This window comes from Streptomyces sp. NPDC056628 (assembly GCF_042792555.1).
In the GTDB taxonomy this organism is placed as follows: domain Bacteria; phylum Actinomycetota; class Actinomycetes; order Streptomycetales; family Streptomycetaceae; genus Streptomyces.
In genome coordinates this window covers 121,803-143,394 of record NZ_JBHTWG010000015.1, presented here as the reverse complement: position 1 = coordinate 143,394, position 21,592 = coordinate 121,803, and the positions used below count along the sequence as shown (strand labels likewise).

At 72.7% G+C, this 21,592-nt stretch carries 17 protein-coding genes and 1 pseudogene; 3 read left to right on the top strand and 15 right to left on the bottom strand.

Annotated elements, in window-relative coordinates; genetic code table 11:
* Nucleotides 1–47 precede the first annotated feature (47 nt).
* From ACFRAC_RS20170 to ACFRAC_RS20155, 4 genes are all read right to left on the bottom strand, one after another.
* A complete protein-coding gene (locus ACFRAC_RS20170) occupies nt 48–1,070 on the bottom strand; it encodes an oxidoreductase (RefSeq protein ID WP_382925405.1) in 1,023 nt (340 codons plus the stop codon).
* Between the two features lie 153 nt (nt 1,071–1,223).
* Nucleotides 1,224–2,930: a BCCT family transporter gene (locus tag ACFRAC_RS20165; protein WP_382925404.1), complete on the bottom strand. Its 1,707-nt coding sequence runs from the start codon at nt 2,928–2,930 to the stop codon at nt 1,224–1,226.
* A gap of 87 nt (nt 2,931–3,017) precedes the next feature.
* The gene (locus ACFRAC_RS20160) at nt 3,018–4,277 is read right to left on the bottom strand and encodes a M14 family metallocarboxypeptidase (RefSeq protein ID WP_382925403.1); all 1,260 of its coding nucleotides are present in this window, start codon (nt 4,275–4,277) and stop codon (nt 3,018–3,020) included.
* Nucleotides 4,274–6,235: a Xaa-Pro dipeptidyl-peptidase gene (locus ACFRAC_RS20155; RefSeq protein ID WP_382925401.1), complete on the bottom strand. Its 1,962-nt coding sequence runs from the start codon at nt 6,233–6,235 to the stop codon at nt 4,274–4,276. Before ACFRAC_RS20155 ends, ACFRAC_RS20160 begins: the two co-directional genes overlap by 4 nt.
* 207 nt (nt 6,236–6,442) lie before the next feature.
* Between ACFRAC_RS20155 and ACFRAC_RS20150 the strand changes: the two are divergent.
* Nucleotides 6,443–7,933: pseudogene (locus ACFRAC_RS20150) on the top strand (M1 family metallopeptidase).
* Nucleotides 7,934–7,937: 4 nt separating this feature from the next.
* Here the strand turns inward: ACFRAC_RS20150 and ACFRAC_RS20145 are convergent.
* Entirely contained in the window at nt 7,938–8,882 is a 945-nt protein-coding gene (locus tag ACFRAC_RS20145) for a PfkB family carbohydrate kinase (RefSeq protein ID WP_382925399.1), read from the bottom strand.
* A 38-nt stretch (nt 8,883–8,920) separates the two neighbouring features.
* On the bottom strand, nt 8,921–10,357 hold the full coding sequence (locus ACFRAC_RS20140) for an amino acid permease (protein WP_382925398.1): 1,437 nt from the start codon (nt 10,355–10,357) through the stop codon (nt 8,921–8,923).
* Between the two features lie 219 nt (nt 10,358–10,576).
* Between ACFRAC_RS20140 and ACFRAC_RS20135 the strand changes: the two genes are divergently transcribed.
* Nucleotides 10,577–11,332: a MerR family transcriptional regulator gene (locus ACFRAC_RS20135; RefSeq protein ID WP_382925396.1), complete on the top strand. Its 756-nt coding sequence runs from the start codon at nt 10,577–10,579 to the stop codon at nt 11,330–11,332.
* A gap of 54 nt (nt 11,333–11,386) precedes the next feature.
* Here the strand turns inward: ACFRAC_RS20135 and ACFRAC_RS20130 are convergent, their stop codons facing one another.
* The 5 genes from ACFRAC_RS20130 to ACFRAC_RS20110 form a co-directional block, all read right to left on the bottom strand.
* Nucleotides 11,387–13,567, bottom strand: coding sequence for a 3-hydroxyacyl-CoA dehydrogenase NAD-binding domain-containing protein (locus tag ACFRAC_RS20130; protein WP_382925394.1), 2,181 nt, complete (start codon nt 13,565–13,567; stop codon nt 11,387–11,389).
* A gap of 43 nt (nt 13,568–13,610) precedes the next feature.
* The gene (locus ACFRAC_RS20125) at nt 13,611–14,825 is read right to left on the bottom strand and encodes an acetyl-CoA C-acetyltransferase (protein ID WP_382925393.1); all 1,215 of its coding nucleotides are present in this window, start codon (nt 14,823–14,825) and stop codon (nt 13,611–13,613) included.
* Between the two features lie 23 nt (nt 14,826–14,848).
* Entirely contained in the window at nt 14,849–15,991 is a 1,143-nt protein-coding gene (locus ACFRAC_RS20120) for an acyl-CoA dehydrogenase family protein (protein WP_382925391.1), read from the bottom strand.
* Nucleotides 15,988–17,136, bottom strand: coding sequence for a CaiB/BaiF CoA transferase family protein (locus ACFRAC_RS20115; RefSeq protein WP_382925390.1), 1,149 nt, complete (start codon nt 17,134–17,136; stop codon nt 15,988–15,990). The genes ACFRAC_RS20120 and ACFRAC_RS20115 overlap by 4 nt, the downstream gene beginning before the upstream one ends.
* Nucleotides 17,137–17,265: 129 nt before the next feature.
* Entirely contained in the window at nt 17,266–17,646 is a 381-nt protein-coding gene (locus tag ACFRAC_RS20110) for an MmcQ/YjbR family DNA-binding protein (RefSeq protein ID WP_382925389.1), read from the bottom strand.
* A gap of 91 nt (nt 17,647–17,737) precedes the next feature.
* On the opposite strand from ACFRAC_RS20110, the gene ACFRAC_RS20105 reads away from it, so the two are divergent.
* The gene (locus tag ACFRAC_RS20105; RefSeq protein ID WP_382925388.1) at nt 17,738–18,916 is read left to right on the top strand and encodes a saccharopine dehydrogenase family protein; all 1,179 of its coding nucleotides are present in this window, start codon (nt 17,738–17,740) and stop codon (nt 18,914–18,916) included.
* Nucleotides 18,917–18,925: 9 nt separating this feature from the next.
* Here ACFRAC_RS20105 and mmpA read toward each other — a convergent pair whose 3' ends face one another.
* The 4 genes from mmpA to ACFRAC_RS20085 form a co-directional block, all read right to left on the bottom strand.
* Nucleotides 18,926–19,072, bottom strand: a complete 147-nt coding sequence (gene mmpA / locus ACFRAC_RS20100; protein WP_382925387.1) for a morphogenic membrane protein MmpA — start codon at nt 19,070–19,072, stop codon at nt 18,926–18,928.
* Nucleotides 19,073–19,168: 96 nt separating this feature from the next.
* Nucleotides 19,169–19,876, bottom strand: a complete 708-nt coding sequence (locus tag ACFRAC_RS20095) for an endonuclease V (protein WP_382925385.1) — start codon at nt 19,874–19,876, stop codon at nt 19,169–19,171.
* Between the two features lie 188 nt (nt 19,877–20,064).
* Nucleotides 20,065–20,388, bottom strand: coding sequence for a plasmid stabilization protein (locus ACFRAC_RS20090; RefSeq protein ID WP_382925383.1), 324 nt, complete (start codon nt 20,386–20,388; stop codon nt 20,065–20,067).
* 46 nt (nt 20,389–20,434) lie between these two features.
* Nucleotides 20,435–21,523 (bottom strand): WD40/YVTN/BNR-like repeat-containing protein, encoded by a 1,089-nt coding sequence (locus ACFRAC_RS20085; protein WP_382925381.1) that lies wholly within the window; start codon nt 21,521–21,523, stop codon nt 20,435–20,437.
* Nucleotides 21,524–21,592: the final 69 nt, after the last annotated feature.

The window sequence follows — 21,592 nt, the reverse complement described above, 5'->3', positions numbered from 1 at the left end:
ACGGCCCCGCCCGGCGGGGGGCGCCGCAGATCTGCCTGGCCGAGGCGTCAGCGGGCCATCGGCTCCACCAGCACGCTGCCCGACGTCCGGGCCACCACGAACGCCTCGCCCTTGACGGCCTTGGCGTCGAGCGGGATGCGGTGGCGGCCCGGCTCCAGGACACCGTCGAAGACCTCGTGGGTGTGGGCGCGGTACAGGCGGTCGAGGCGGTAGGCGGTGAGCCGGACCCGGCACGGCGAGGTGACCTCGAGCCCGGCCTCCCCGTCGGCGGCCACCAGGCGGGTCAGCCGGCGCCGGTCGAGCGGGCTGCGGTCCAGGGCGTGTTCGATCTGCGCGACCAGCAGCGGCACGATCGGCGCGAGGCCGTCGACGTACACCACGTCGACGCCGGCGTCCGTGAACGCCCGGCGTACGGTGGCGCGCTGCTCCTCGCCCACCGCGCGCCCGAAGGCGACGGCGCCGTAGGCGCACAGTTCGTCGGCGGGTACGCCGCTGACGTCGTCGGTGATGTCGGCGCCGACGCCGATGGTGCGCAGCGCGGCGGCGAGCCGGGCGAGGACGGCGACCCGCGCGCCGATGAGGAGCACCCGGCGGCGCGGTGCCTCGGCGGCGTCCCGCAGCAGGGAGTGGAGTGCGGCGCGGTACTCGGTGCCCTGGAAGCGGAAGGGGCCTATGCCGTGGTAGCCGTTGAGCTGCAGGTCGGCGTGTTCGTCGGTCTGCCAGGCGAAGTCCTGCCAGATGTAGTCGTCGCCGTCCTGGGCGATGGCCGCGGTGACGGCTCCGCAGGCGAGGTCGGCGCAGTCGGGGCAGCCGTAGATGACGTACCGTCCGCCGGGCAGCGGGGCGTCGGCCTCCAGGAGCAGGCTGCGGACCTGGGCGGTGAAGATGGCGGGCGGTACGTCGGAGGCGAGCGGGGAGACGGCGTCGAGGTCGGAGAGCTGGAACAGCAGCGGGCGTCCGTCGACGATGAAGTCCACGAAGTCCCGGTGCACCTGGTAGTCACCGTTGGCGAGGACGCCACCGGCACGCATCGCCGGTGCCAGGCCGAAGGTCGCGTACGCGGCAGACATGCTGTGAGTATCCCCAGAGCGGGACCGGTATGAGCGCGGCATGACATATTCCGCTACGTCCGGTTCGGGGGCCGAACGCACGCGCGGGCGCGTAGGGGTGGGCGGGGGCGCGAGGGCGGCGGTACGCCCGCCTCCCCCACGCCGGTGTGCCCCTCAGCGGTAGTCGTGGCCCAGCGGATCGCCGGAGGTCTCGGTGCCGTGACCCGGGCCGACCTTGATCTCGAAGTCCCCGTCGTAGCGCTTGTGTCCCTCGATGACGGCGAGGTCGACGGCCTCGGAGCCGATCTCGCCGCGCACGATGACCGGGTCCTGGCGCAGATCGCGCATGAGGGCCACGCACACCCCGATCATCACCAGGACGAAGGGCGCCGCGGCGAGGATGGTGAGGTTCTGAAGCCCTGTCAGGGCGTCGCCCTGGCCGCTGCCGACGAGCAGCATGATGGCCGCCACGGCACCGGTGACCACACCCCAGAACACGATGACCAACCGTCCGGGTTCCAGGGCGCCCTTCTGGGAGAGCGTGCCCATCACGATGGACGCCGCGTCGGCTCCGGACACGAAGAAGATGCCGACCAGGACCATCACCAGCAGGCTGGTGGCCGTGGCGGCCGGGAACTCCTGGAGCAGCCCGAAGAGCTGTCCCTCGGGGGTGTTCTCCCCGGCGAGCCCGCCGCCCTCCTTCACCTTCATCGCCGAGCCGCCGAAGACCGCGAACCAGACCAGGCTGACCGTGCTGGGCACGAGGATGACCCCGCCGACGAACTGCCGGATGGTGCGGCCGCGGCTGATGCGCGCGATGAACATGCCGACGAACGGCGTCCAGGAGATCCACCACGCCCAGTAGAAGACCGTCCAGCTGCCGAGCCACGCGGCGACGCCCTCGCCGCCGCTGGCCTCGGTGCGGCCGGCGAGCTGGGGCAGGTCGCCGAGATAGGAGAAGACCGAGGTGGGGATCAGGTCGAGGACGATGATCGTCGGGCCCGCGATGAACACGAACACCGCGAGGATCAGGGCGAGCACCATGTTGATGTTCGACAGCCACTGGATGCCCCGCTCGATCCCGGAGACGGCCGAGGCGACGAAGGCCAGCGTCAGCACCGCGATGATCGCGACGAGCAGACCGGTGCTCACGTCGTCCATCCAGCCCAGCTCCTGGAAACCGGAGCCGATCTGCAGGGCGCCGAGGCCGAGGGAGGCCGCGGAGCCGAAGACGGTCGCGATGATCGCGAGGATGTCGATGACCCGTCCCACCGTGCCGTTCGCGTGGCGCTCCCCGATCAACGGGGTGAAGACCGCGCTGATCGTCTGGCGGCGGCGCTTGCGGAAGGTGCTGTAGGCGATGCCGAGTCCGACCACCGCGTAGATCGCCCACGGGTGCAGCGTCCAGTGGAAGAGGGTGGTGGCCATCGCCGTCTCCATGCGTTCGCCGGAGTTGGCGGGGTGCGTGCCGGGGGGCGGTGTCGTGTAGTGCGCGAGCGGTTCGCTGACGCCGTAGAACATCAAGCCGATGCCCATGCCGGCGCTGAACATCATGGCGACCCAGGACACCGTCCTGAACTCGGGCTTCTCGCCCTCGGCCCCGAGATGGACGCGGCCGTACCGGCTGATGGCGAGCCAGAGCGCGAACACCACGAACGCGGAGGCGGCCAGCATGAACGCCCAGCCGCCGTTGTGGATCAGGCCGTCGAGCAGCGTCGAGGACACGCTCTCCAGCGAGTCGGTGGCCGCCCAGCCCCAGATCACGAAGGCCAGGGTGATGGCCGCGGTGACCCCGAACACCACTGGGTCGGTACGGCGGGCGGAAGCGCCCGCGGACGCTTCCGGACCGTCACCGCCTCTCTGCTTCAGATCATCAGTCATCTGCGGCACCTTCCCCTGGAAACGGTGGATACGCCGGTCACCACGTGTTTCCAGGGCCTACCACAGATTCCGCCACGCGGAGCCCGTTCAGCAGCCGGTGTCGGGCTCACCCTCCGTGAGGTGGTACGGCGCCCGTCCGTCCAGGAGCAGCGGGACGAGGGCGCGCAGCGGCTGACGCAGGGGCACATAGGTGCCCCGGGTGCGTACCCCGTGCAGCGCCAGCTGGTCCCTCACCTGCGCGTACTGAGCCGGGGTGAGCCGGTAGCCGCAGGGCGGGTCCTCGATCACCTCGGCCGGTTCGGGCGGGTCGTTGTCGGCGCCGCCCAGGTACACCGGGCCACTGTCGGTCCAGCCTGCGAGGCGGGCCGCGGCGGTGGCCCGCTCGACCCGGCCGCGCTGCTCGTCGCCGAAGCGGAACAGCCCGCCGAGCGCGGCGAGCTGGGAGTGCACCCGGCGCCGGTGGTTGAGGGCCGGGTCGGCCCGCTCGGCGTCGGTGAGGGCGTCGACCCGGCTCTCGATGAGCAGGCCGACCGCGTGCTTGACGCCGGTCATGTTCCGCAGGATGCGCTCCTGGCCGTCCCCGGCGACCTGCCGGACCGGTTCGCCGGTCACCGGGTCGGTCCAGATGCCGTACGTGCCCGTGGAGTGGCCGGCGCGGGCGGCCGCGGGGCGGACGTACGCCTCGGACAGGGTGCGGGCCGCGTCGTGGACGGCGCGGTCCGTGTTGAGGTTGCGCGGCCACAGGTCGAACAGGTCCTTGTCGTAGTACGGAGGTGTGGCGCCGTACTCGTGCAGGTCGTACACGACGTCGGGCCGTTCGTCGCGGACGACGGCGGCCATGGCGCGGGCCTCGGCGGTCGCGAGGGCGAGATGGTCGCGGTTGACGTCGACGCCGTCGCCGTTGCCGCGGGTGTCCGCGGCCCGGCCGTCGGGGTTGGCGGTGGGCACGACCAGCACGGTGGTGCGCTCCAGGAACCGGCGGGTGGCCGGGTCCTTCGCGTAGGCGAGGTCGCGGACCGTGGACAGGCATGCCTCGCGGCCGGACGGTTCGTCACCGTGCTGGCTGCACACCAGCAGCACCGTGTACGCCGCCCGGCGTTCGCCGATCCGGACCAGCCGGAGCGGGCGGCCCTCGCCGGTGGTGCCGATCCGGGTGACCGAGACCCGGTCGCTCGCCCGGTCGACGGTGGCCAGCAGGGCCTGTTCCTCCGGCTGGCTGGTCCAGCGGGCCCCGTTCGACGTCTCGAAGCCGGTGCGGGGCGGGGACGCCGCGGCGTGCGCGGGCCCCGCGACCAGGCAGGCGGCGAGGGCCGCCCCGGTCAGGACGAGCGCCCGGACGCGGGTCACCGGCCTCCCTCCGGTACGCGCCCGGCGGACCGGGGCACGCCCGTGACGCCGTCGAGGCGTTCGGCGACGCGCGGGGCGCCGGACGGCGACCCGGCCGTGGCCCGGGCGAACGCGGCGGCGCCGCCCACCAGCGGGACGCGGGCCTCGGTGCGGGACAGGTCGAGGGCGAGGGTGGGCCTGGTCGACGGCGGGTCGATCAGGCCCTTGTCGGTGCCCGCGACGATCAGGGCGAGCCGGTGGCCGGCCGGGACGACATGGTCGGTGGCGGCCAGGTCGAGGGTGAGGGTGTACGCCTTGCCCGGCGTGAGTGGCCGGCCGTACCGGGCGGAGGCGTGGGTGCCGAGGTCGGCCCAGCCCCGGCTGACGACGGTGTGCTCGACGTCGGTGGTGTCGGCGGCCGTCCGCAGGTAGCAGGCGCTGTCGCCGGTGGTGCTCGCGCCCCAGCAGTCGCGGCCGGTGAGCGTGGTGATTCCCTCGCCGCGCGCCGCGTAGTCGCGGATCGTGTCGGGGCCCAGATCGACCAGGACGGCGGACAGATGGGCGGTGGCGGTGGTGGGGGTCGCGGTGACGGTGACCTTCGAGGAGCCGGACAGGCGCAGGTCGCGGCTGAGCGGACCGGTCACGAAGCCCGCCTTGTCGGCGGTGCGGGTGTCGATCGCCGCGGCCCAGTCGGTTTCGCCGTGCCCCGGGTCGTCCGTGAACGTCTCGGTGCCGCGGCCCCCGCGCAGGCCCAGGGTGCCCACACCGGGCTGGGCACCGCGGGCGGGGCGCAGGGTAGCGGTGGCGGTGCCGCGAGGCGGCCAGGCCGCGGAGGTGACCCACTGGTCGGGGTGGCGTTCGATGTCGGCCATCGGCTCGCGGTCGATGCCGTTGTCGTAGCCGAGGAGTTCATGGTCGAACCAGCGGTGCAGGGTCTTGACCCACTCGGCGCGGCGGAAGTCGAAGGGGTCGACGTGACCGGTCTGCGCGAGCCAGATCTTGCGCTCGACGCCGTTCTTCGCGAGGGCGTCCCACCACTGCCCGACGTGCTTCATCCGGACGTTGAGGTCCTGCGTGCCGTGGACGAGGAAGACGCTGGCCCGGACCTTGCGCGCGTCCTTCACGTAGTCGCGCTCGGTCCACAGCGGCGTCCAGTCGCCGGTGCGCGGGGCCCCGTCGACGAGCTTCTTCTGGACGGCGGCGCACTTGGCGCGGGCGTCGGGGCTGTCGACGTAGTCGGAGAGCCAGTCGGGGCCGGAGTCGTACAGCGGGGCGCCCTGCTGGAAGTAGTAGTCGTACCAGGAGGAGATCGCGCTGATCGGGACGATGGTCTTCAGGCCCTCCACGCCGGTGGCGGCGACGCCGTTGGCGATGGTGCCGTCCCAACTCTTGCCGATCATGCCGGTGCGGCCGTTGCTCCACGTCGCCTTGGCGCGGGTGGTGCCGGTGCGGGTCGTGTACGCGGTGGCGCGGCCGTTCAGCCAGTCGACGACGGCCTTCGCGGACAGGACGTCGGAGCGGCCGCCGACGTCCACGCAGCCGTCGGAGCGGTTGGTGCCGGCGAGGTCGACACCGACGACGGCGTAACCGCGCGGCACGAAGTAGTTGTCGTAGAACAGCGGCATCCCCACGACGTCGCCGTGCGCGTCGTACGTCTTCTTCTGGCCCTCGTTGCCGCGCCCGCAGCACGAGTAGTACGGGCTGGCGTCCATGATGACGGGCACCCTGCGGCCCTGAGCGGCCGGTTCGCGGGGCCGGACGATGTCGACGGCGACGCGGTCGTGCCGTCCGTCGCGGTCGGCGTCGAGTCCGGTGTCCACCCAGACGGCCTCGCGGACGGCGTTCTCGTAGGAGTGGACGGGGCGGCTCTCGCGCGGGGCCGACTGGGCCGTGGTGGGCGCCAGGAACGTGGCCAGGAGGGCGGCTGTGGCCGCCGTCGCGAGCGGTCTCCAGATCGTCGTGCGCGTACGGTTCGGCATGCGCGGACGGTACATCGGTCAACTCCCGCGCAGAAGAGGGCGGCTGACGACACGTGAGGGGCGGGTGGCCGATAACCGCCCCCGGGGCGGCGCGGCACGTGTCGGCCGAATGGCGATCGTGTGACAGCCGTGGTCATGGACACATCGGATGCACAGGGGGTGAATAGGCTCCCGACAGACTTCGGTCCCCTACGACTTGGAGCTTTCGTGCACCGCAGAATCACGGCGCCGGGTGCCCTGGCGGCCGCCTCCCTGATGCTGGTGATCCCGGCCTCGGCGGCGAGTCACTCCCCCGGCGCTCCGGGCATCGGCGACCCCTACTACCCGGCCTACGGCAACGGCGGATACGACGTCTCCCACTACGACCTCCGGCTGACGTACCGGCCGGCCACGGACGAGCTGGAGGGCACCGCGACCCTGCTCGCCCGGACCACGCGGGACCTCTCCCGGCTGAACCTGGACTTCCTGCTGGACGTCGGGGAGGTCCGCGTCAACGGCGCGAAGGCGGCGTTCGCGACCTCCGGGGAGCACGAGCTGGAGATCACCCCGAGGAAGCCGCTGGACAAGGGCACGGACCTCACGATCGTCGTGCGCTACCGGGGCGTGCCGTCCACGAAGAAGGCGTACGGCTTCACCAGCTGGCACCGCACCCCGGACGGCGGCGTCGCCGCGAACGAGCCCGAGGCCGCCTGGTGGTGGTTCCCCAGCAACGACCACCCGCTGGACAAGGCGACCTACGACGTCTCGGTGCAGGTTCCGGACGGCACCCAGGCCATCTCCAACGGCACGCTGCAGTCGACGAGTTCACGGCTGGGCTGGACCCGCTACAACTGGCGTTCGGACAAGCCGCAGGCGACCTATCTCGCCACGCTCGCGCTCGGCCGGTTCGACGTGACGACGGGCACGAGCGACAGCGGCATCCCGGTCGTCAACGCCTACAGCAAGGACCTGGGCCCGCACTACGGCGCCGCGCGGGCCAGCGTCGAGCGGACCGGTGAGATCGCCGACTGGCTCAGCGAGTACTTCGGGCCGTATCCGTTCGGCGCGCTCGGCGGCTATGTGCCGAACACCGGCACCGGCTACGCGCTGGAGACGCAGACCCGGCCGTTCTACAGCCCGCGGCAGTTCGCGAACGGATCGAACACCAGCGTCGTCGTCCACGAGCTGGCCCACCAGTGGTACGGCGACTCGGTCTCCGTCAAGGGCTGAAAGGACATCTGGATCAACGAGGGCTTCGCCCGGTACGCGCAGTGGCTGTGGTCGGAGCACGAGGGCGAGGGGACGACGCGGGAGCTCGCCGCGTACACGTACGCCTCGCGTCCGGCCGACGACCCGTTCTGGACGGTCCTGCCCGGTGACCCGGGTCCGGAGAACCAGTTCCACGGCGCGGTCTACGACCGGGGCGCGATGGCCCTGCAGGCGCTGCGCGACGCGATCGGGGACGACGCGTTCTTCACGATCCTGAAGGGCTGGACGGCGAAGTACGCCTACGGCAACGCGTCGGTGGCCGACTTCCGCCGGTACGCGGAGGAGGTGTCCGGGCAGCCGCTCGCGGAGCTGTTCGACACCTGGCTGTTCCAGCCGTCGAAGCCGTCCGTGTCGGTGGCGCGGGCCGCCTCGGTCGCCGGACCGGCGGCCCCGGCCCGGCCGAGGTCCTGGAAGAAGATCGCCGCGACGAACGGCGTGCACGAGCACTGAGTGCCTAGAGGGCCGCGGCGCGCGTGAGCAGCTCGTCCAGGCCGATCGCCGTCGTCTCCGTGGCCGGCAGCGTGCAGGCGTGGGCTCCGGCGATCGTGCCGAACAGGGCACTGCGCAGCGGCGTCTCGCGGTTCAGCCAGGCGTGCAGGAACGCGGCGGCGAAGGCGTCGCCCGCGCCGTTGGAGTCGACCACCGGCGCGGGCGGCGGCACGGCGGGCAGGTGCGTCAGCTCGTCGTCGGCGAGGACGTACGCGCCCTTCTCGCCGGCCGTGGCGACGACGACCTCGGCCCTGCCCCGCGCGGCGATCCGGCGCAGGGTGCGCTCCGGTTCGCGCAGCGCGGCCGCGGAGAGGAACACCACGTCGGCGGTGTACGCGAACGGCTCGTGGTACGGGTTCTCCCCGTCCCAGTCGTGCAGGTCGGTGGAGAGCGTGACGCCGGCCTCGCGCAGGACGGGCAGGGCGTGGGCGCAAGGCTGGGTGAGGGACACGTGCGCGTGCCGGCTGGCGCCGGCGAGGGCGCGCAGCGTGTCCTCGGGGAACCGGTCGTCGGGGTGCGCCCTGCTCGTGTCGTACAGGGACAGCCGCCGGCCGTCCGGGCCGACGAGGTTGACGGCGCGCTTGGTGCCGGCGGGCTGCGGTACGGCGGTGAGGGGGATGCCCTGGTCGCGGTGCAGGGCGCGGACGAGGTCGCCCTCGGGGTCGTCGCCGAGGAAGTCGAGGTGGTGGGTGCGCAGGCCGAGGGCGGTCAGGGCGACGGCCACGAAGTCCCCGGTCTGGCCGGCCCGGGTCCGTATGCCGCTGTCGATCATGTAGCTGTCGGCGTACGGGATCGGCAGCTCCGGCACGTGCACGATGGTGTCGACGCCGGCCCCGCCCAGCACCAGCACGTCGATGGGGCGGGCGGCGGCAGCGGTGGCGTCACCCGGGACATACGTGATCTCCGACATGACGCCACCGTAGCGGCGGCCGCCGACAGTGCCACCCCCTAGGAGGCGGTCACCCGGCGGCGGACCGCGAACCAGCCGGCGACGAGCGCCGCCGCGATGAGGGGGACGAGGAGGAGGGTCTTGCGGCCGACCTCGGGGTCGTTGGCCATCAGGCCGAGGCAGGCCAGCAGGAACGTGATCGTGGCGATCTCGGTGACCGGGCTGCCGGGGAGCCGGAAGGCCGGGCGGCGCAGCAGGCCCGCCCGGGCCCGGCGGACGAAGACCAGGTGGCAGACCATGATGATCACCCAGGTGGAGATGATGCCCAGGGACGCCACGTTCAGGACGATCTCGAACGCCTTGCTCGGCACTAGGTAGTTCAGGCCGACGCCGAGCACACAGACGGCGCAGGTGAGCAGGATGCCGCCGTAGGGCACCTGGCTGCGGTTCATGCGGGCGGTGAACTTCGGGGCGGAGCCCGCCGTCGCCATGGAGCGCAGGATGCGGCCCGTGGAGTACAGGCCCGAGTTGAGCGAGGACATCGCCGCCGTCAGGACGACGAGGTTCATCACGTCGCCGGCCGCCGGGACGCCGATCTTCGACAGCACGGTGACGAAGGGGCTCTCGTCGGCCGAGTACACCGAGCCGGGCAGCAGGAGCGCGAGCAGGACGACGGAGCCGCAGTAGAACAGCCCGACCCGCCACATGATCGAGTTCACCGCGCGCGGGACGACCTTCTCGGGTTCGGCGGTCTCGCCCGCGGCGACCCCGACCAGCTCCAGGGCGGCGTAGGCGAAGATCACGCCCTGCATGACCAGGACGACGGGCATCGCCCCGTGCGGGAGGAGACCGCCGTTGTCCGTGATCACGCTCAGGCCGGGCGTGGTGCCGCCGACCTCGTGCCGCGTGGCGAGCAGGAAGACGCCGATGAGCATGAAGCCGACGAGGGTGGCGACCTTGACGATCGCGAACCAGAACTCCATCTCGCCGAAGATCTTCACCGAGATCAGGTTCACGGCCAGCACGACCGCCAGGGCGGCCAGCGCGAGCAGCCACTGCGGGATGTCGGTGAACAGGCTCCAGTAGTGCGTGTAGAGCGCGATCGCGGTGATGTCGGCGATCCCGGTCGTCGACCAGTTCAGGAAGTACATCCAGCCGGCGACGTAGGCGCCCTTCTCGCCGAGGAACTCGCGCGCGTACGACACGAAGGACCCGGACGAGGGGCGGTACAGGACGAGCTCGCCGAGGGCGCGCACCACGAAGAAGGCGAAGACGCCGCAGACGAGGTAGGCGAGGGCGAGTGCGGGACCCGCGCTGTGCAGGCGCCCGCCCGCGCCGAGGAAGAGGCCGGTGCCGATGGCCCCACCGATGGCGATCATGTTGACGTGGCGGGCCTTGAGGTCCTTGCTGTAACCGGCGTCGCCCGCGTCCGCGGGCGTCTGGGCCGCGTCACCGGGGGTCTCGGCCACTGCCGTGTTCACGGCGTCCTTGCTCACGGGAGGATCCACTCTCTGGTGCGCCCGAGCAGACCTCACCCGGGTTCCGGACGTACAGACGGTCCGTGCCTCGGAGCGGGCGCGGACCGAGAGGGCGCCTTCCCCCTCGCGAACCGGTCACACGGTGGCGTGCGTCACAGAGCGTGACATCCCGCCGGGTACGGTCCGGTGCGTCGCGGGAGGTGTCACAGCATTGGTGCGACAGCGATACTGCTGCACATGACGACCGGCACCGGGGAGACGACCCTCACGATCGACGAGCTGGCCGCGCGGGCGGGGACCACGGTCCGCACGGTGCGGTTCTACGGCACCAAGGGCCTGCTGCCGCCCCCGGTGATCGGCCCGCGCCGGGTGGGGCACTACGGGCGCGAGCATCTGGCCCGGCTGGCGCTCATCGAGGAGCTGCAGCACCAGGGCATGACGCTGGCGGCCATCGAGCGGTACCTCCAGCAGCTCCCGCCGGATCTGGACGCCCACGACCTCGCCGTGCATCGGGCCGTGGTCGCCTCCTGGGCGCCGGAGAGCGTGGAGACGGTCCCGCGCGCCGAGCTGGAGCGGCGGGCGGGGCGCGCGCTCGACGACGGCGACGTGGCACGGCTGGCCGCGATGGGGGTGGTCGCGGCCGGTGACGGCGATGCCTACCGCGTCGACCTGGGGCTGCTGCGGCTCGGCGTACGGCTGCTGGACGTGCCGCTGTCCCCGGAGGCGATCCTCGCGTCGCGCAAGGTGCTCATCGAACACGCGCGCGACGCGGCACGGGAGCTGTCGCGCCTCTTTCGCCAGGAGGTCGAGGAGCGGGCCGCCCAGGACGTGAAGTCGCTGTCGGCGTCGATGCAGCCGATGGTGGTGCAGGCGCTGCTGACGGCCTTCCAGCGGTCGCTGCGCGAGGAGCTGCGGGAGTGGCTGGGCGGCGACACCCCGACCGGCGGGGACGGGCCGGCGGACGGGGACGACCCGGCGCACGGGGACGCCTGACCGGCGCGGGTCCCGGGACATCCGTCCGGGGACCCGCGCCGGCGGGGCGACGCGTCACCGGCCGTCGGTGAACGCCTCCCCCTTCTCCGCCTTCTCCACCAGCAGCGCCGGCGGCGTGAACCGCTCGCCGTACGCCGCCGCCAGCTCGCGCGCGCGGGCCGTGAAACCGGCCACGCCGCCCTCGTAGCCGTTGATGTACTGGAGCACGCCGCCCGTCCAGCCGGGGAAGCCGATGCCCAGGATGGAGCCGATGTTGGCGTCGGCGACGGACGTCAGGACGCCCTCCTCCAGCAGCCGCACGGTGTCCAGCGCCTCCGAGAACAGCATGCGTTCCTGCATGTCCCGGAACGGGATCCGCGCGCTCTCGCGCGTGAAGTGCTCACGCAGGCCCGGCCACAGACCGGCCCGCTTGCCGTCCTCGCCGTACTCGTAGAAGCCCGCGCCGCCGCCGCGGCCGGGGCGGTCGAACTCGTCGACCATGCGGTCGATGACGGCCTCGGCGGGGTGCGGTGTCCAGGTGCCGCCCGCCTCCTCGACGGCCCGCTTGGACTCGTTTCGGATCTTGCGCGGGAGCGTCAGGGTCAGTTCGTCCATCAGGGACAGGACCTTGGCGGGGTAGCCGGCCTGCGCCGCCGCCTGCTCGACCGACGCGGGCTCGATGCCCTCGCCGACCATCGCCACGCCCTCGTTGATGAACTGGCCGATGACCCGGGAGGTGAAGAAGCCGCGGGAGTCGTTGACGACGATCGGCGTCTTGTTGATCTGCCGGACCAGGTCGAAGGCGCGCGCGAGCGCCTCCTCCCCCGTCCGCTCGCCCTTGATGATCTCCACGAGCGGCATCTTGTCGACCGGCGAGAAGAAGTGCAGCCCGATGAAGTCGGCCTGGCGCTCCACGCCCTCGGCGAGGGCGGTGATCGGCAGCGTCGAGGTGTTGGAGCACAGCAGCGCGTCCGGCTCGACGATGTTCTGGATCTCCTGGAACACCTTGTGCTTGAGCTCGGGGTTCTCGAACACGGCCTCGATGACCGCGTCGCAGCCGGCCACGTCCTGCGGGTCGGCCGTCGGGGTGATGCGGGCCAGCAGCGCGTCGGCCTTCTCCCGCGTCGTACGGCCCCGGGAGACCGCCTTGGCGCAGAGCGTCTCCGAGTAGCCCTTGCCCTTGACGGCGGCTTCCAGGGCCACATCCTTCAGGACGACCTCGATGCCGGCGCGGGCGCAGGAGTAGGCGATGCCCGCGCCCATCATCCCGGCGCCGAGGACGGCGACCTTGCGGACCTGGCGCGGCTCGACGCCCTTCGGCCGGTTGGCGCCGGAGTTGACGGCCTGGAGGTCGAAGAAGAACGCCTGGATCATGTTCTTGGAGGTCTGGCCGGCCGCCAGCTCCACGAAGTAGCGCGCCTCGATGACCTGCGCGGTCTCGAAGTCGACCTGGGCGCCCTCGACGGCCGCCGCGAGGATGTTGCGGGGCGCCGGGTAGGGCGCGCCGCCCGTCTGCTTGCGCAGGTTGGCCGGGAAGGCGGGCAGGTTCGCCGCGAACTTGGGGTTCGCGGGAGTGCCGCCCGGGATGCGGTAGCCGGGCCGGTCCCAGGGCTGCTGGGACTCGGGGTGGGCGTCGATGTAGGCGCGGGCCTTGGCGAGCAGTTCCTCGCGGGTGCCCGCCACGTCGTCGACGAGGCCGTTCTCCAGGGCGCGCTTCGGGCTGTACTGGGTGCCCTGGAGGAGGACCTTCAGCAGGGCGTCGGCGATGCCGAGCAGCCGGACGGTGCGGACGACGCCGCCTCCGCCGGGCAGCAGGCCGAGGGTGACCTCCGGGCAGCCGATCTTGGAGCCGGGCGCGTCGAGCGCGACACGGTGGTGGCAGGCGAGGGCGATCTCGTAGCCGCCGCCGAGGGCCGCGCCGTTCAGGGCGGCGACGACCGGCTTGCCGAGGGTCTCGATGCGGCGCAGTTGGCGCTTGATGGCCATGCCGCCCTCGAAGAGCTGCTGGGCGGTCTCCGGGGTGACCTGGATGAGGTCGCGCAGGTCGCCGCCCGCGAAGAAGGTCTTCTTGGCGGAGGTGATGATGACACCGCGGATGGTGTCCTTCTCCGCCTCGAGGCGGTCCGTGATCACGGCGAGCGAGTCGCGGAACGCCTGGTTCATGGTGTTGGCCGACTGGTCCGGGTCGTCCAGGACGAGGGTGACGACGCCGTCGCCGTCCTGTTCCCAGCGGATGGTGGTGGATTCAGTGCTCATGTGGGAGTGCTCCGTGTGATCCGTCGTATCCGTCGGGAGGGGGTCAGATGCGCTCGACGATGGTGGCGACGCCCATGCCGCCGCCGACGCAGAGCGTGGCGAGGCCGTACCGCTTGTCCTGGCGCTCGAGCTCGTCGACGAGCGAGCCGAGGATCATGGCGCCGGTGGCGCCGAGCGGGTGACCGAGGGCGATCGCGCCGCCGTTGACGTTGACCTTGTCCAGCGACAGACCCATGTCCTTGACGAAGCGCAGGACGACCGCGGCGAACGCCTCGTTGATCTCGACCAGGTCGATGTCGTCGATGGTCAGGCCGGCCTTGGCGAGCGCCTTGCGGGTGGCGGGCGCCGGACCGGTGAGCATGATGGTGGGCTCGGAGCCGGAGACGGCGGCGGAGACGATCCGCGCGCGGGGGGTGAGGCCGTAGCGCTCGCCGACCTCCTTGTTCCCGACGGCGACGAGGGAGGCGCCGTCCACGATGCCGGAGGAGTTGCCCGCGTGGTGGACGTGATCGATCTTCTCGACCCAGTGGTACTTCTGCAGCGCGACGGCGTCGAAGCCGCCGAGGTCGCCGATGTCCGCGAAGGACGGCTTGAGCTTGCCGAGGGAGTCGGCGGTGGTGCCGGGGCGCATGTGCTCGTCGTGGTCGAGGACGACGAGGCCGTTGCGGTCCTTGACCGGGACGACGGACCGGTCGAAGCGGCCCTCCTTCCAGGCCGTCGCCGCCCGCTCCTGGGAGAGGGCCGCGTACTCGTCGACGTCGCGGCGGGTGAAGCCCTCGATGGTGGCGATGAGGTCGGCGCCGATGCCCTGCGGCACGAAGTTGACGTCCAGGTTGGTCATGGGGTCGTTGAACCAGGCGCCGCCGTCCGAGGCCATCGGCACCCGGGACATGGATTCGACTCCGCCCGCGAGGACCAGGTCCTCCCAGCCGGAGCGGACCTTCATCGCCGCCAGGTTGACGGCTTCCAGGCCGGAGGCGCAGAAGCGGTTCTCCTGCACGCCCGCCACCGTGTCGGGCAGGCCGGCCGCGATCGCGGCGATCCGGGCGATGTCGGAGCCCTGGTCGCCGACGGGGCCGACGACGCCGAGCACGATGTCGTCCACGGCCGCCGGGTCCAGGTCGGGGAACCGGTCGCGGATCTCGTGGATCAGGCCGACGACCAGGTCGATGGGCTTGGTGCCGTGCAGGGCGCCGTTCGCCTTGCCGCGGCCCCGGGGGGTGCGGATCGCGTCGTACACATACGCTTCGGTGCTCACAAGCAAGCCTTTCGGGGTGAGGGTCAGCCCAGCAGGGAACGGCCGATGATCTCCTTCATGATCTCGGTCGTCCCGCCGTAGATGGTCTGGATGCGGCCGTCCGTGAAGGCCCGTGCCACCGGATGTTCGCTCATGTAGCCGTACCCGCCATGCAGTTGCAGACAGCGGTCGGCGACGCGCTTCTGGAGTTCGGTCGCCCACCACTTGGCCATCGAGGCGTGGACGGCGTCGAGCTCGCCGCGGTCGTGGTCCGCTATGCAGCGGTCCAGGAAGGTGCGGGTGACCGCGCACTCGGTGGCCATCTCGGCCACCTCGAAGCGGATGTGCTGCTTGGTCGCCAGGGGGCGGCCGAACGCCTCGCGCTCCTTGACGTACGCGGTGGTGACCTCCAGCAGGTGCTCGGCGGCGGCGATCGCGGCGACGGCGATGCTCAGGCGTTCCTGCGCGAGATTCGTCATCAGGTGCACGAACGCGCCGTCGAGCCGGCCGAGCAGGTTCTCCTTGGGGACGCGTACGTCGTGGAAGAACAGCTCGGCGGTGTCCTGGGCCTTCTGGCCGATCTTGTCGAGGTTGCGGCCGCGCTCGAAGCCGTCCATACCGCGTTCGACGACGAGCAGCGACAGCCCGCGCGCGCCGCCCTCGGGGGTGGTCTTCGCCACGACGATCACGAGGTCGGCGAGGAGGCCGTTCGAGATGAACGTCTTGGAGCCGTTGAGGACCCAGTGGTCGCCGTGGTCCTCGGCGTGGGTGCGGATGCCCTGCAGGTCGGAGCCGGCGCCGGGCTCGGTCATGGCGATGGCGGTGATGAGCGTGCCGTCGCAGAAGCCGGGCAGCCACCGGCGCTTCTGCTCGTCGGTGGCGAGGCCGGTCAGATAGGGGCCGATGATGTCGTTGTGCAGCCCGAGGGCGAGCCCCGGGGCGCCGGCGCGGGTGAACTCCTCGGCGAGCACGGCGCTGTAGCGGAAGTCGGGGGTGCCGCCGCCCCCGTACTCCTCGGGCACGGCGAAGCCGAGCAGTCCCTGTTTGCCGGCCGCGCGCCAGGCGTCGCGGGAGACGATGCCGGCCTTCTCCCACTGCTCGTAGTGCGGCAGCACCTCCCTGGCGAGGAAGGCGCGCACGGTCTCCCGGAACGCGTCGTGCTCGGGAGCGAAGATCTGCCGCTTCATGCGAGGTCCTTCGTGGTTTCGGGGTGGGCGGACAGGCCGGGCACGTCCCAGTCGCGGGCGACGTCCGCGGTGCCCGCCCCCGGCCGCGCCGGTCCGGTGCGTACGGCGGTGGGGGTGGCCGAGAACCGGGGCGCGGGGGCCGGCTGGGTGAGGCCGTCGTGGTCGGTGAAGGTGCCGCGGGCGGCGAGGTGCGGATCGTGCGGGGCCTCGCCCAGGGTCAGGACGGGGGCCACGCAGGCGTCGGCGCCGTCGAAGACGGCCGTCCACTCGTCGCGGGTACGGGCCCTGAAGCGGGCGGCGACCGCCTCGCGCAGCTCGCCCCAGCGGCCGATGTCGGTGCGGGCGCCGGTGTGCTCCGGCAGGCCGAGGAGGGTGACGAACTCCTCGTAGAAGCGCGGTTCCAGGGCCCCGACGGCCATGTACCGCCCGTCGGCGGTCTCGTAGGTGCCGTAGTAGGGGCAGCCGCCGTCGAGGAGGTTGGCGCCGCGCCGGTCCTGCCAGCCGCCGGCGGCGAGCATGCCGTGGATCATCGCGGAGAGGTGGGCGGTGCCGTCGACGATGGCGGCGTCGACGACCTGTCCCTCGCCGGTCGCCCGCGCGTGGTGCAGGGCGGCGAGGACACCGACGACGAGGTAGAGGGAGCCGCCCGCGTAGTCGCCGAGCAGATTGGCGGGGACGGCGGGCGGTTCGCCGGGGGCGCCGATCATGCCGAGGGTGCCGGTGCGCGCGATGTACGCGATGTCGTGGCCGGCGCGGTCGGCGAGGGGGCCGTCCTGGCCCCAGCCGGTCATCCGGCCGTAGACCAGCCGGGGGTTGCGGGCGTGGCAGGCGTCCGGTCCGACGCCGAGGCGCTCGGCCACTCCGGGGCGGTAGCCCTCGACGAGGATGTCGGCGCGGGCGACCAGGTCGAGGACGCGGGCGGCACCGCCGGGGGCCTTGAGGTCGACGATCACCGAGCGTTTGTTGCGGTTGGTGATGTCGTACGCGGGGTCGATTCCCAGGCCCGGTCCGCCGGGGCGGTCGACGCGGACGACGTCGGCGCCCAGGTCGGCGAGGAGCATGGCGGCGAACGGGCCGGGCCCGATCCCGGCCAGCTCGACCACGCGCACGCCGGTGAGCGGGCCCTGTCCTGGCGTCGTCGCCATCCTGCCCCCAGGTGTGTGACACAACTGCTGTAACACCAGTGATGCTAAGAAGGTGCGCCGGTCGGCACAAGAGCAAGCGCTTAGGAAGTTACCCGTCGGAAGGCCCGGCGGCGAACCCATCCGGCGCCCTCATCGCGCGTCCAGCTCCGCGATCAGCCGTCTCGGGGCGATGACGCGGTAGCTCTCCTCCACCCACTCGCACAGCAGTGCGGCAGCCGGGGCGCCCTCCGGCTCCAGCGGCACCCGCACCCAGCCCGCCCGGCCCAGCCCGTATCCGGCGGGCTCCGCGCCCGGGCAGGTCAGGGCGTGCGTGTGGATCGCCTCGTCCTTCAGCTTCACGGTCACCCCCAGCGGGTGGCCGCCGTCGGGGGCGCCCAGGAAGACGAACACCTTCCTGTTGACCTTCGCCACGGTGTCCCCCCAGGGGAACTCCTCGGCCGCGCACGGCAGACCGAGGGCGAACTCGCGCACTTTTTCCCACTTCTTCAGGGCAGTCCTGGGCACGGCCACCGCCTCACCTCCGGGCTCGTCGTCGGGCTCCGCGCACCTCACGCTAGCCTCGGCCACCGACAACGGCGCGTGGTGCGGAACGAGGGGTGTCATGAGCAGGCTGAACAGGTCGGACCGTCCGTACGACGTCGTGCTCTTCGGAGCGACCGGGTTCGTGGGGGTGCTGACCGCGGAGTACCTGGCCGCCCACGCGCCCGAGGGCCTGCGGTGGGCCGTCGCCGGGCGCGGCAAGGCGAAGCTGGAGGCGCTGCGCGCGTCGCTGCCCGAGGGCTCGGAGCCCGGCGTGCTGGAGGCGGACGTCGCCGACCCGGCGTCGCTGCGCCGGCTCGCCGAGCAGGCGCGCGTGGTGGCCTCGACGGTGGGGCCGTACGTGCGGTACGGCGAGGACCTGGTGGCGGCCTGCGCGGACACCGGCGCCGATTATCTCGACCTGAGCGGCGAGCCGGAGTTCGTGGACCTGATGTACGTCCGGCACGACGCACGGGCGCGCGAGACGGGCGCCCGGCTGGTGCACGCCTGCGGTTTCGACTCGATCCCGCACGACCTCGGGGCGTACTTCACCGTGCGTCAGCTTCCGGAGGGGGTGCCGCTGACGGTCGACGCGTACGTGACGGCCGACGCCGCCTTCTCGGGCGGCACGTTCGCCTCGGCGCTGAACCAGTTCGCGCGCGGCCGGCAGATGATCGCCGCCGCCCGGGACCGGGCCCGGCACGAGCCGAGGCTGATGGGCCGCCGGGCGCTGGCACCGGCGGGGGCGCCGCGGTTCGCCAAGGAGGTCGGCGCGTGGGCGCTGCCGCTGCCGACGATCGACCCGCAGATCGTGAAGCGTTCCGCGCGGGCGCTGGAGCGGTACGGCCCCGACTTCCGCTACCGCCACTACGCCGCCGTACGGCGGCTGCCCGTCGCGGTGGGCGGGGTCGGGGCGATGGGCGCGCTGTTCACGGCGGCCCAGCTGCCGCCGGCCCGGCGCTGGCTGTCCGACCGGCTCAAGCCGGGTGAGGGCCCCGGCCCTGAGAAGCGGGCGAAGAGCTGGTTCTCGGTCCGGTTCGTCGGCGAGGGCGGCGGGCGGCGGGTGTTCACCGAGGTGTCCGGGGGCGACCCCGGCTACGGCGAGACGGCCAAGATGTTCGCGGAGTCGGCGCTCTGCCTGGCCTTCGACGAGCTGCCGGAAACGGCCGGCCAGGTCACCACGGCGGTCGCGATGGGCGACGCGCTGACCGAGCGGCTGCGCGCGGCCGGCATCACGTTCCGGGTGGCCGCCACCCGCTGACCCGGCGCCTCAGAAGGGCCACTCCACCAGCGTGTAGACCATCCCGGCGATCCATCCGAACCCCGCCAGCACGCCCACGACCAGCGCGGCCGTCACGGCACGCTCGACGGGACGGCCGGGGTCGGCCAGCGGCTTGGGCGAACGGTGTGTCGTCATGCCCCCACCCTGCCGAGCCCCACGGGACGGCCACATCCGTACGGCTACTCAGTCGGGCTACTCAGGGGGCCCGACCGGGTCGCCTGAGCGCAGCCTTCAGAGGCTGTCCTGCCGGGAGGCCGTCGCCTGCTTCAGGGCGCGGCGGCAGAGGCTGTCCGCGTGGCGGGTTGTTTCCGGGAGGCGGTAGGTGGGGGTCAGAGCGAGGGTGTGGGCGCAGGCCGTGTCGAGGCTCGTACGGTGGCCGACCGAGACGAAGACCGGCTTGACGCCCTCGCGGGTGCGCAGGGCGCGGCCCACCTCCTCGTCACCGGCCAGGAGCGGCGTGGCCGAGCCGCGTGCGGCGGCGGGGGTGTCGTAGGTGAAGGTGAACGGGTTCTTGGCGACGCCGATCGTGGGCAGGCCGGTGAGGACGCCGAGGTGGCTGGCGAGGCCGAAACGGCGGGGGTGGGCGAGGCCGTAGCCGTCGCAGACGACGAGGCCCGGCGGGCACGGCAGGTCGTCCAGGGCCGCCAGGACGGTCGGTATCTCCCGGAAGGCGAGCAGGCCGGGGACGTAGGGGAAGGAGATCCGCCCGACGGCCGTGGACTGGGCGACAACCTCCAGGCTCGCCGCGTCGAGGACGACGGCCGCGGCCGCCACCACGTCCCGCGCGTCGTCGTAGGCCACGTCCACGCCGGTGACGTGCCCGGTCCCGGGCTCCGGGCCCGGTTCGTCGCGCACCACCCGGCGCCGCAGCTCGTCCTGGACGGCGCGGGCCTCTTCCTCGGTCGCGGGCCAGCCCGCGGGAACACTGACGCTGGTCATGGTGTGTCAGAGGGTACGAGGCAGGAGAGGACCCCCGTGACGGCGGAGGCTGGTTGGCCGTCGCGGGGGCCGGTCTGGGGGGGGGCGAACAGCTCGTCGCGTGCGATGGGTTCGCCCTCGTCACCGGGTCCGTCGCCACGTCGACGGCGCCCGGACGCGCGCGGTCCCGTGGGACGCGGCGCTCATGCTCACTTGCCCAGTGCCTGCTTGAGCTGGCTCTTGTTCATGTCCGAACGCCCGTGGATGTTCCGCTTCTTCGCCTCCTCGTACAGCTGGTCCCGGGTAGGGCCCTGCGGGCCCTCGCCCGACCGCTCGCCGCCCCGCCGGCCCGAGGACTTGTCCTGGATCGAGGTGCGGCTGGCCGTCTTGGACTCGCCGGACCGGGCGCGCTCCTTGTTCACCGTCCGCGACGCGATCTCCTTGGCGCGCGAGGTGCTCTCGCCCCGGTCCTGGGCGCTCTTCTTGATGTGCTCGTACTGGCGTTCCCGCTTCGGGCTGGAACCGGCTGGCATGGGGTCACTCCTCTCGCCGTCCGGTCACCGGGTACCCCGTTTCCGCTCATCTCTCCCAAAGCGCCACCCTTCCGTGTTCGCCCGCGGCCCAGCAGCCCCCGTCGGACGCGCAGTCCACCGTGTCGTAGGAGCCGGTGTCGACCGTCCGCCAGGTGCGTCCGCCGTCGGTGGTCAGGTCCGTCCCGGTGGGGCCGACCGCGAGGGCGGCGGAGCGGCTGTGCGGCAGCCAGGCGACGCCCGAACGGTAGGCGGGCGGGGGCGTGTCCGCGGGATTCCAGTGCCGGCCGCCGTCGCCGGTGCGGGCCGCGGCCTGCGGGGAGGTCTGGTCGGGGCGGTAGTCGCCGCCGACCGCGAGGCCGTGCGCCCGGTCGCGGAAGGCCAGCGCGAAGACCCCGCGGGCCGGGTCGCCGGCCGGGACGGGCGTGTCGGCGGCCGTCCAGGTCAGTCCCCGGTCGGCGGAGTGCAGCACACGCGCGCGTGCCGCCCCGCCGGTCGCCAGCCACACGTCCTTGGCCCCGGCGGTGACGAGGCACTGCCCGCTCGCCGCGAACCCGGCCTCGCCGTCGAGTGCGGGCGGCATCCCGGTGTCCGGCAGCACCGTCCAGGAGCGGCCGCCGTCCTTCGTGGACAGGATGCGGAACCGGCCGTCGACCGGGTCGCTCATGGCCAGGCCGTGGCGGTGGTCGAAGAAGGCCACGCAGTCGTAGAAGGCCCGTGCGTCGGTGTTGCGGAAGGTCTCCGTCCAGGTCGCGCCGCCGTCGTCGGTGCGGTACACCCGGGACGCCTCGCCCTCCCCGATGGACAGCGCCACGGCCCGCCGCGCGTCGAACGCCTCGACGTCCCGGAACTGCAGTTCGGCGGCGCCGGGCGGCGACACGTCCCGCCAGCTCGCCCCGCCGTCGGTGGTGCGCAGCACGGTGCCCGCGGTGCCCGCCAGCCAGGCGGTGCTCCGGCTGACGGCCGACAGGCCCCTGAAGCGCACCTCGGGAGCGCCGCTGTCCTTCGGCGCCCAGTGCGGCGCCGGGTGCGCTGCCCGGCCCTGCGGCTCCCGGGCCTGGGCGGGCGCGGCCGTCAGCGCGGCCAGGACCGCCCCGCACACCACCGTCGCGGCTACCGCCCAGGAGGTCCGTCCCATCCGTCGCCTGCTCCCCGAACGCCTCATGGCGCGCGAAGCTAGTCCACCGTCACCCCGGCGTCCAGACGG

Excerpts from the sequence above, each read along its gene's own strand:
- ACFRAC_RS20145 (WP_382925399.1), bottom strand. The coding sequence starts at position 8,882 with ATGTCGGAGATCACGTATGTCCCGGGTGACGCCACCGCTGCCGCCGCC.
- ACFRAC_RS20135 (WP_382925396.1), top strand. The coding sequence starts at position 10,577 with ATGACGACCGGCACCGGGGAGACGACCCTCACGATCGACGAGCTGGCC.
- ACFRAC_RS20165 (WP_382925404.1), bottom strand. The coding sequence starts at position 2,930 with ATGACTGATGATCTGAAGCAGAGAGGCGGTGACGGTCCGGAAGCGTCC.
- ACFRAC_RS20095 (WP_382925385.1), bottom strand. The coding sequence starts at position 19,876 with ATGACCAGCGTCAGTGTTCCCGCGGGCTGGCCCGCGACCGAGGAAGAG.
- ACFRAC_RS20105 (WP_382925388.1), top strand. The coding sequence starts at position 17,738 with ATGAGCAGGCTGAACAGGTCGGACCGTCCGTACGACGTCGTGCTCTTC.
- mmpA (WP_382925387.1), bottom strand. The coding sequence starts at position 19,072 with ATGACGACACACCGTTCGCCCAAGCCGCTGGCCGACCCCGGCCGTCCC.
- ACFRAC_RS20155 (WP_382925401.1), bottom strand. The coding sequence starts at position 6,235 with ATGCCGAACCGTACGCGCACGACGATCTGGAGACCGCTCGCGACGGCG.
- ACFRAC_RS20130 (WP_382925394.1), bottom strand. The coding sequence starts at position 13,567 with ATGAGCACTGAATCCACCACCATCCGCTGGGAACAGGACGGCGACGGC.
- ACFRAC_RS20170 (WP_382925405.1), bottom strand. The coding sequence starts at position 1,070 with ATGTCTGCCGCGTACGCGACCTTCGGCCTGGCACCGGCGATGCGTGCC.
- ACFRAC_RS20090 (WP_382925383.1), bottom strand. The coding sequence starts at position 20,388 with ATGCCAGCCGGTTCCAGCCCGAAGCGGGAACGCCAGTACGAGCACATC.
- ACFRAC_RS20085 (WP_382925381.1), bottom strand. The coding sequence starts at position 21,523 with ATGGGACGGACCTCCTGGGCGGTAGCCGCGACGGTGGTGTGCGGGGCG.
- ACFRAC_RS20115 (WP_382925390.1), bottom strand. The coding sequence starts at position 17,136 with ATGGCGACGACGCCAGGACAGGGCCCGCTCACCGGCGTGCGCGTGGTC.
- ACFRAC_RS20120 (WP_382925391.1), bottom strand. The coding sequence starts at position 15,991 with ATGAAGCGGCAGATCTTCGCTCCCGAGCACGACGCGTTCCGGGAGACC.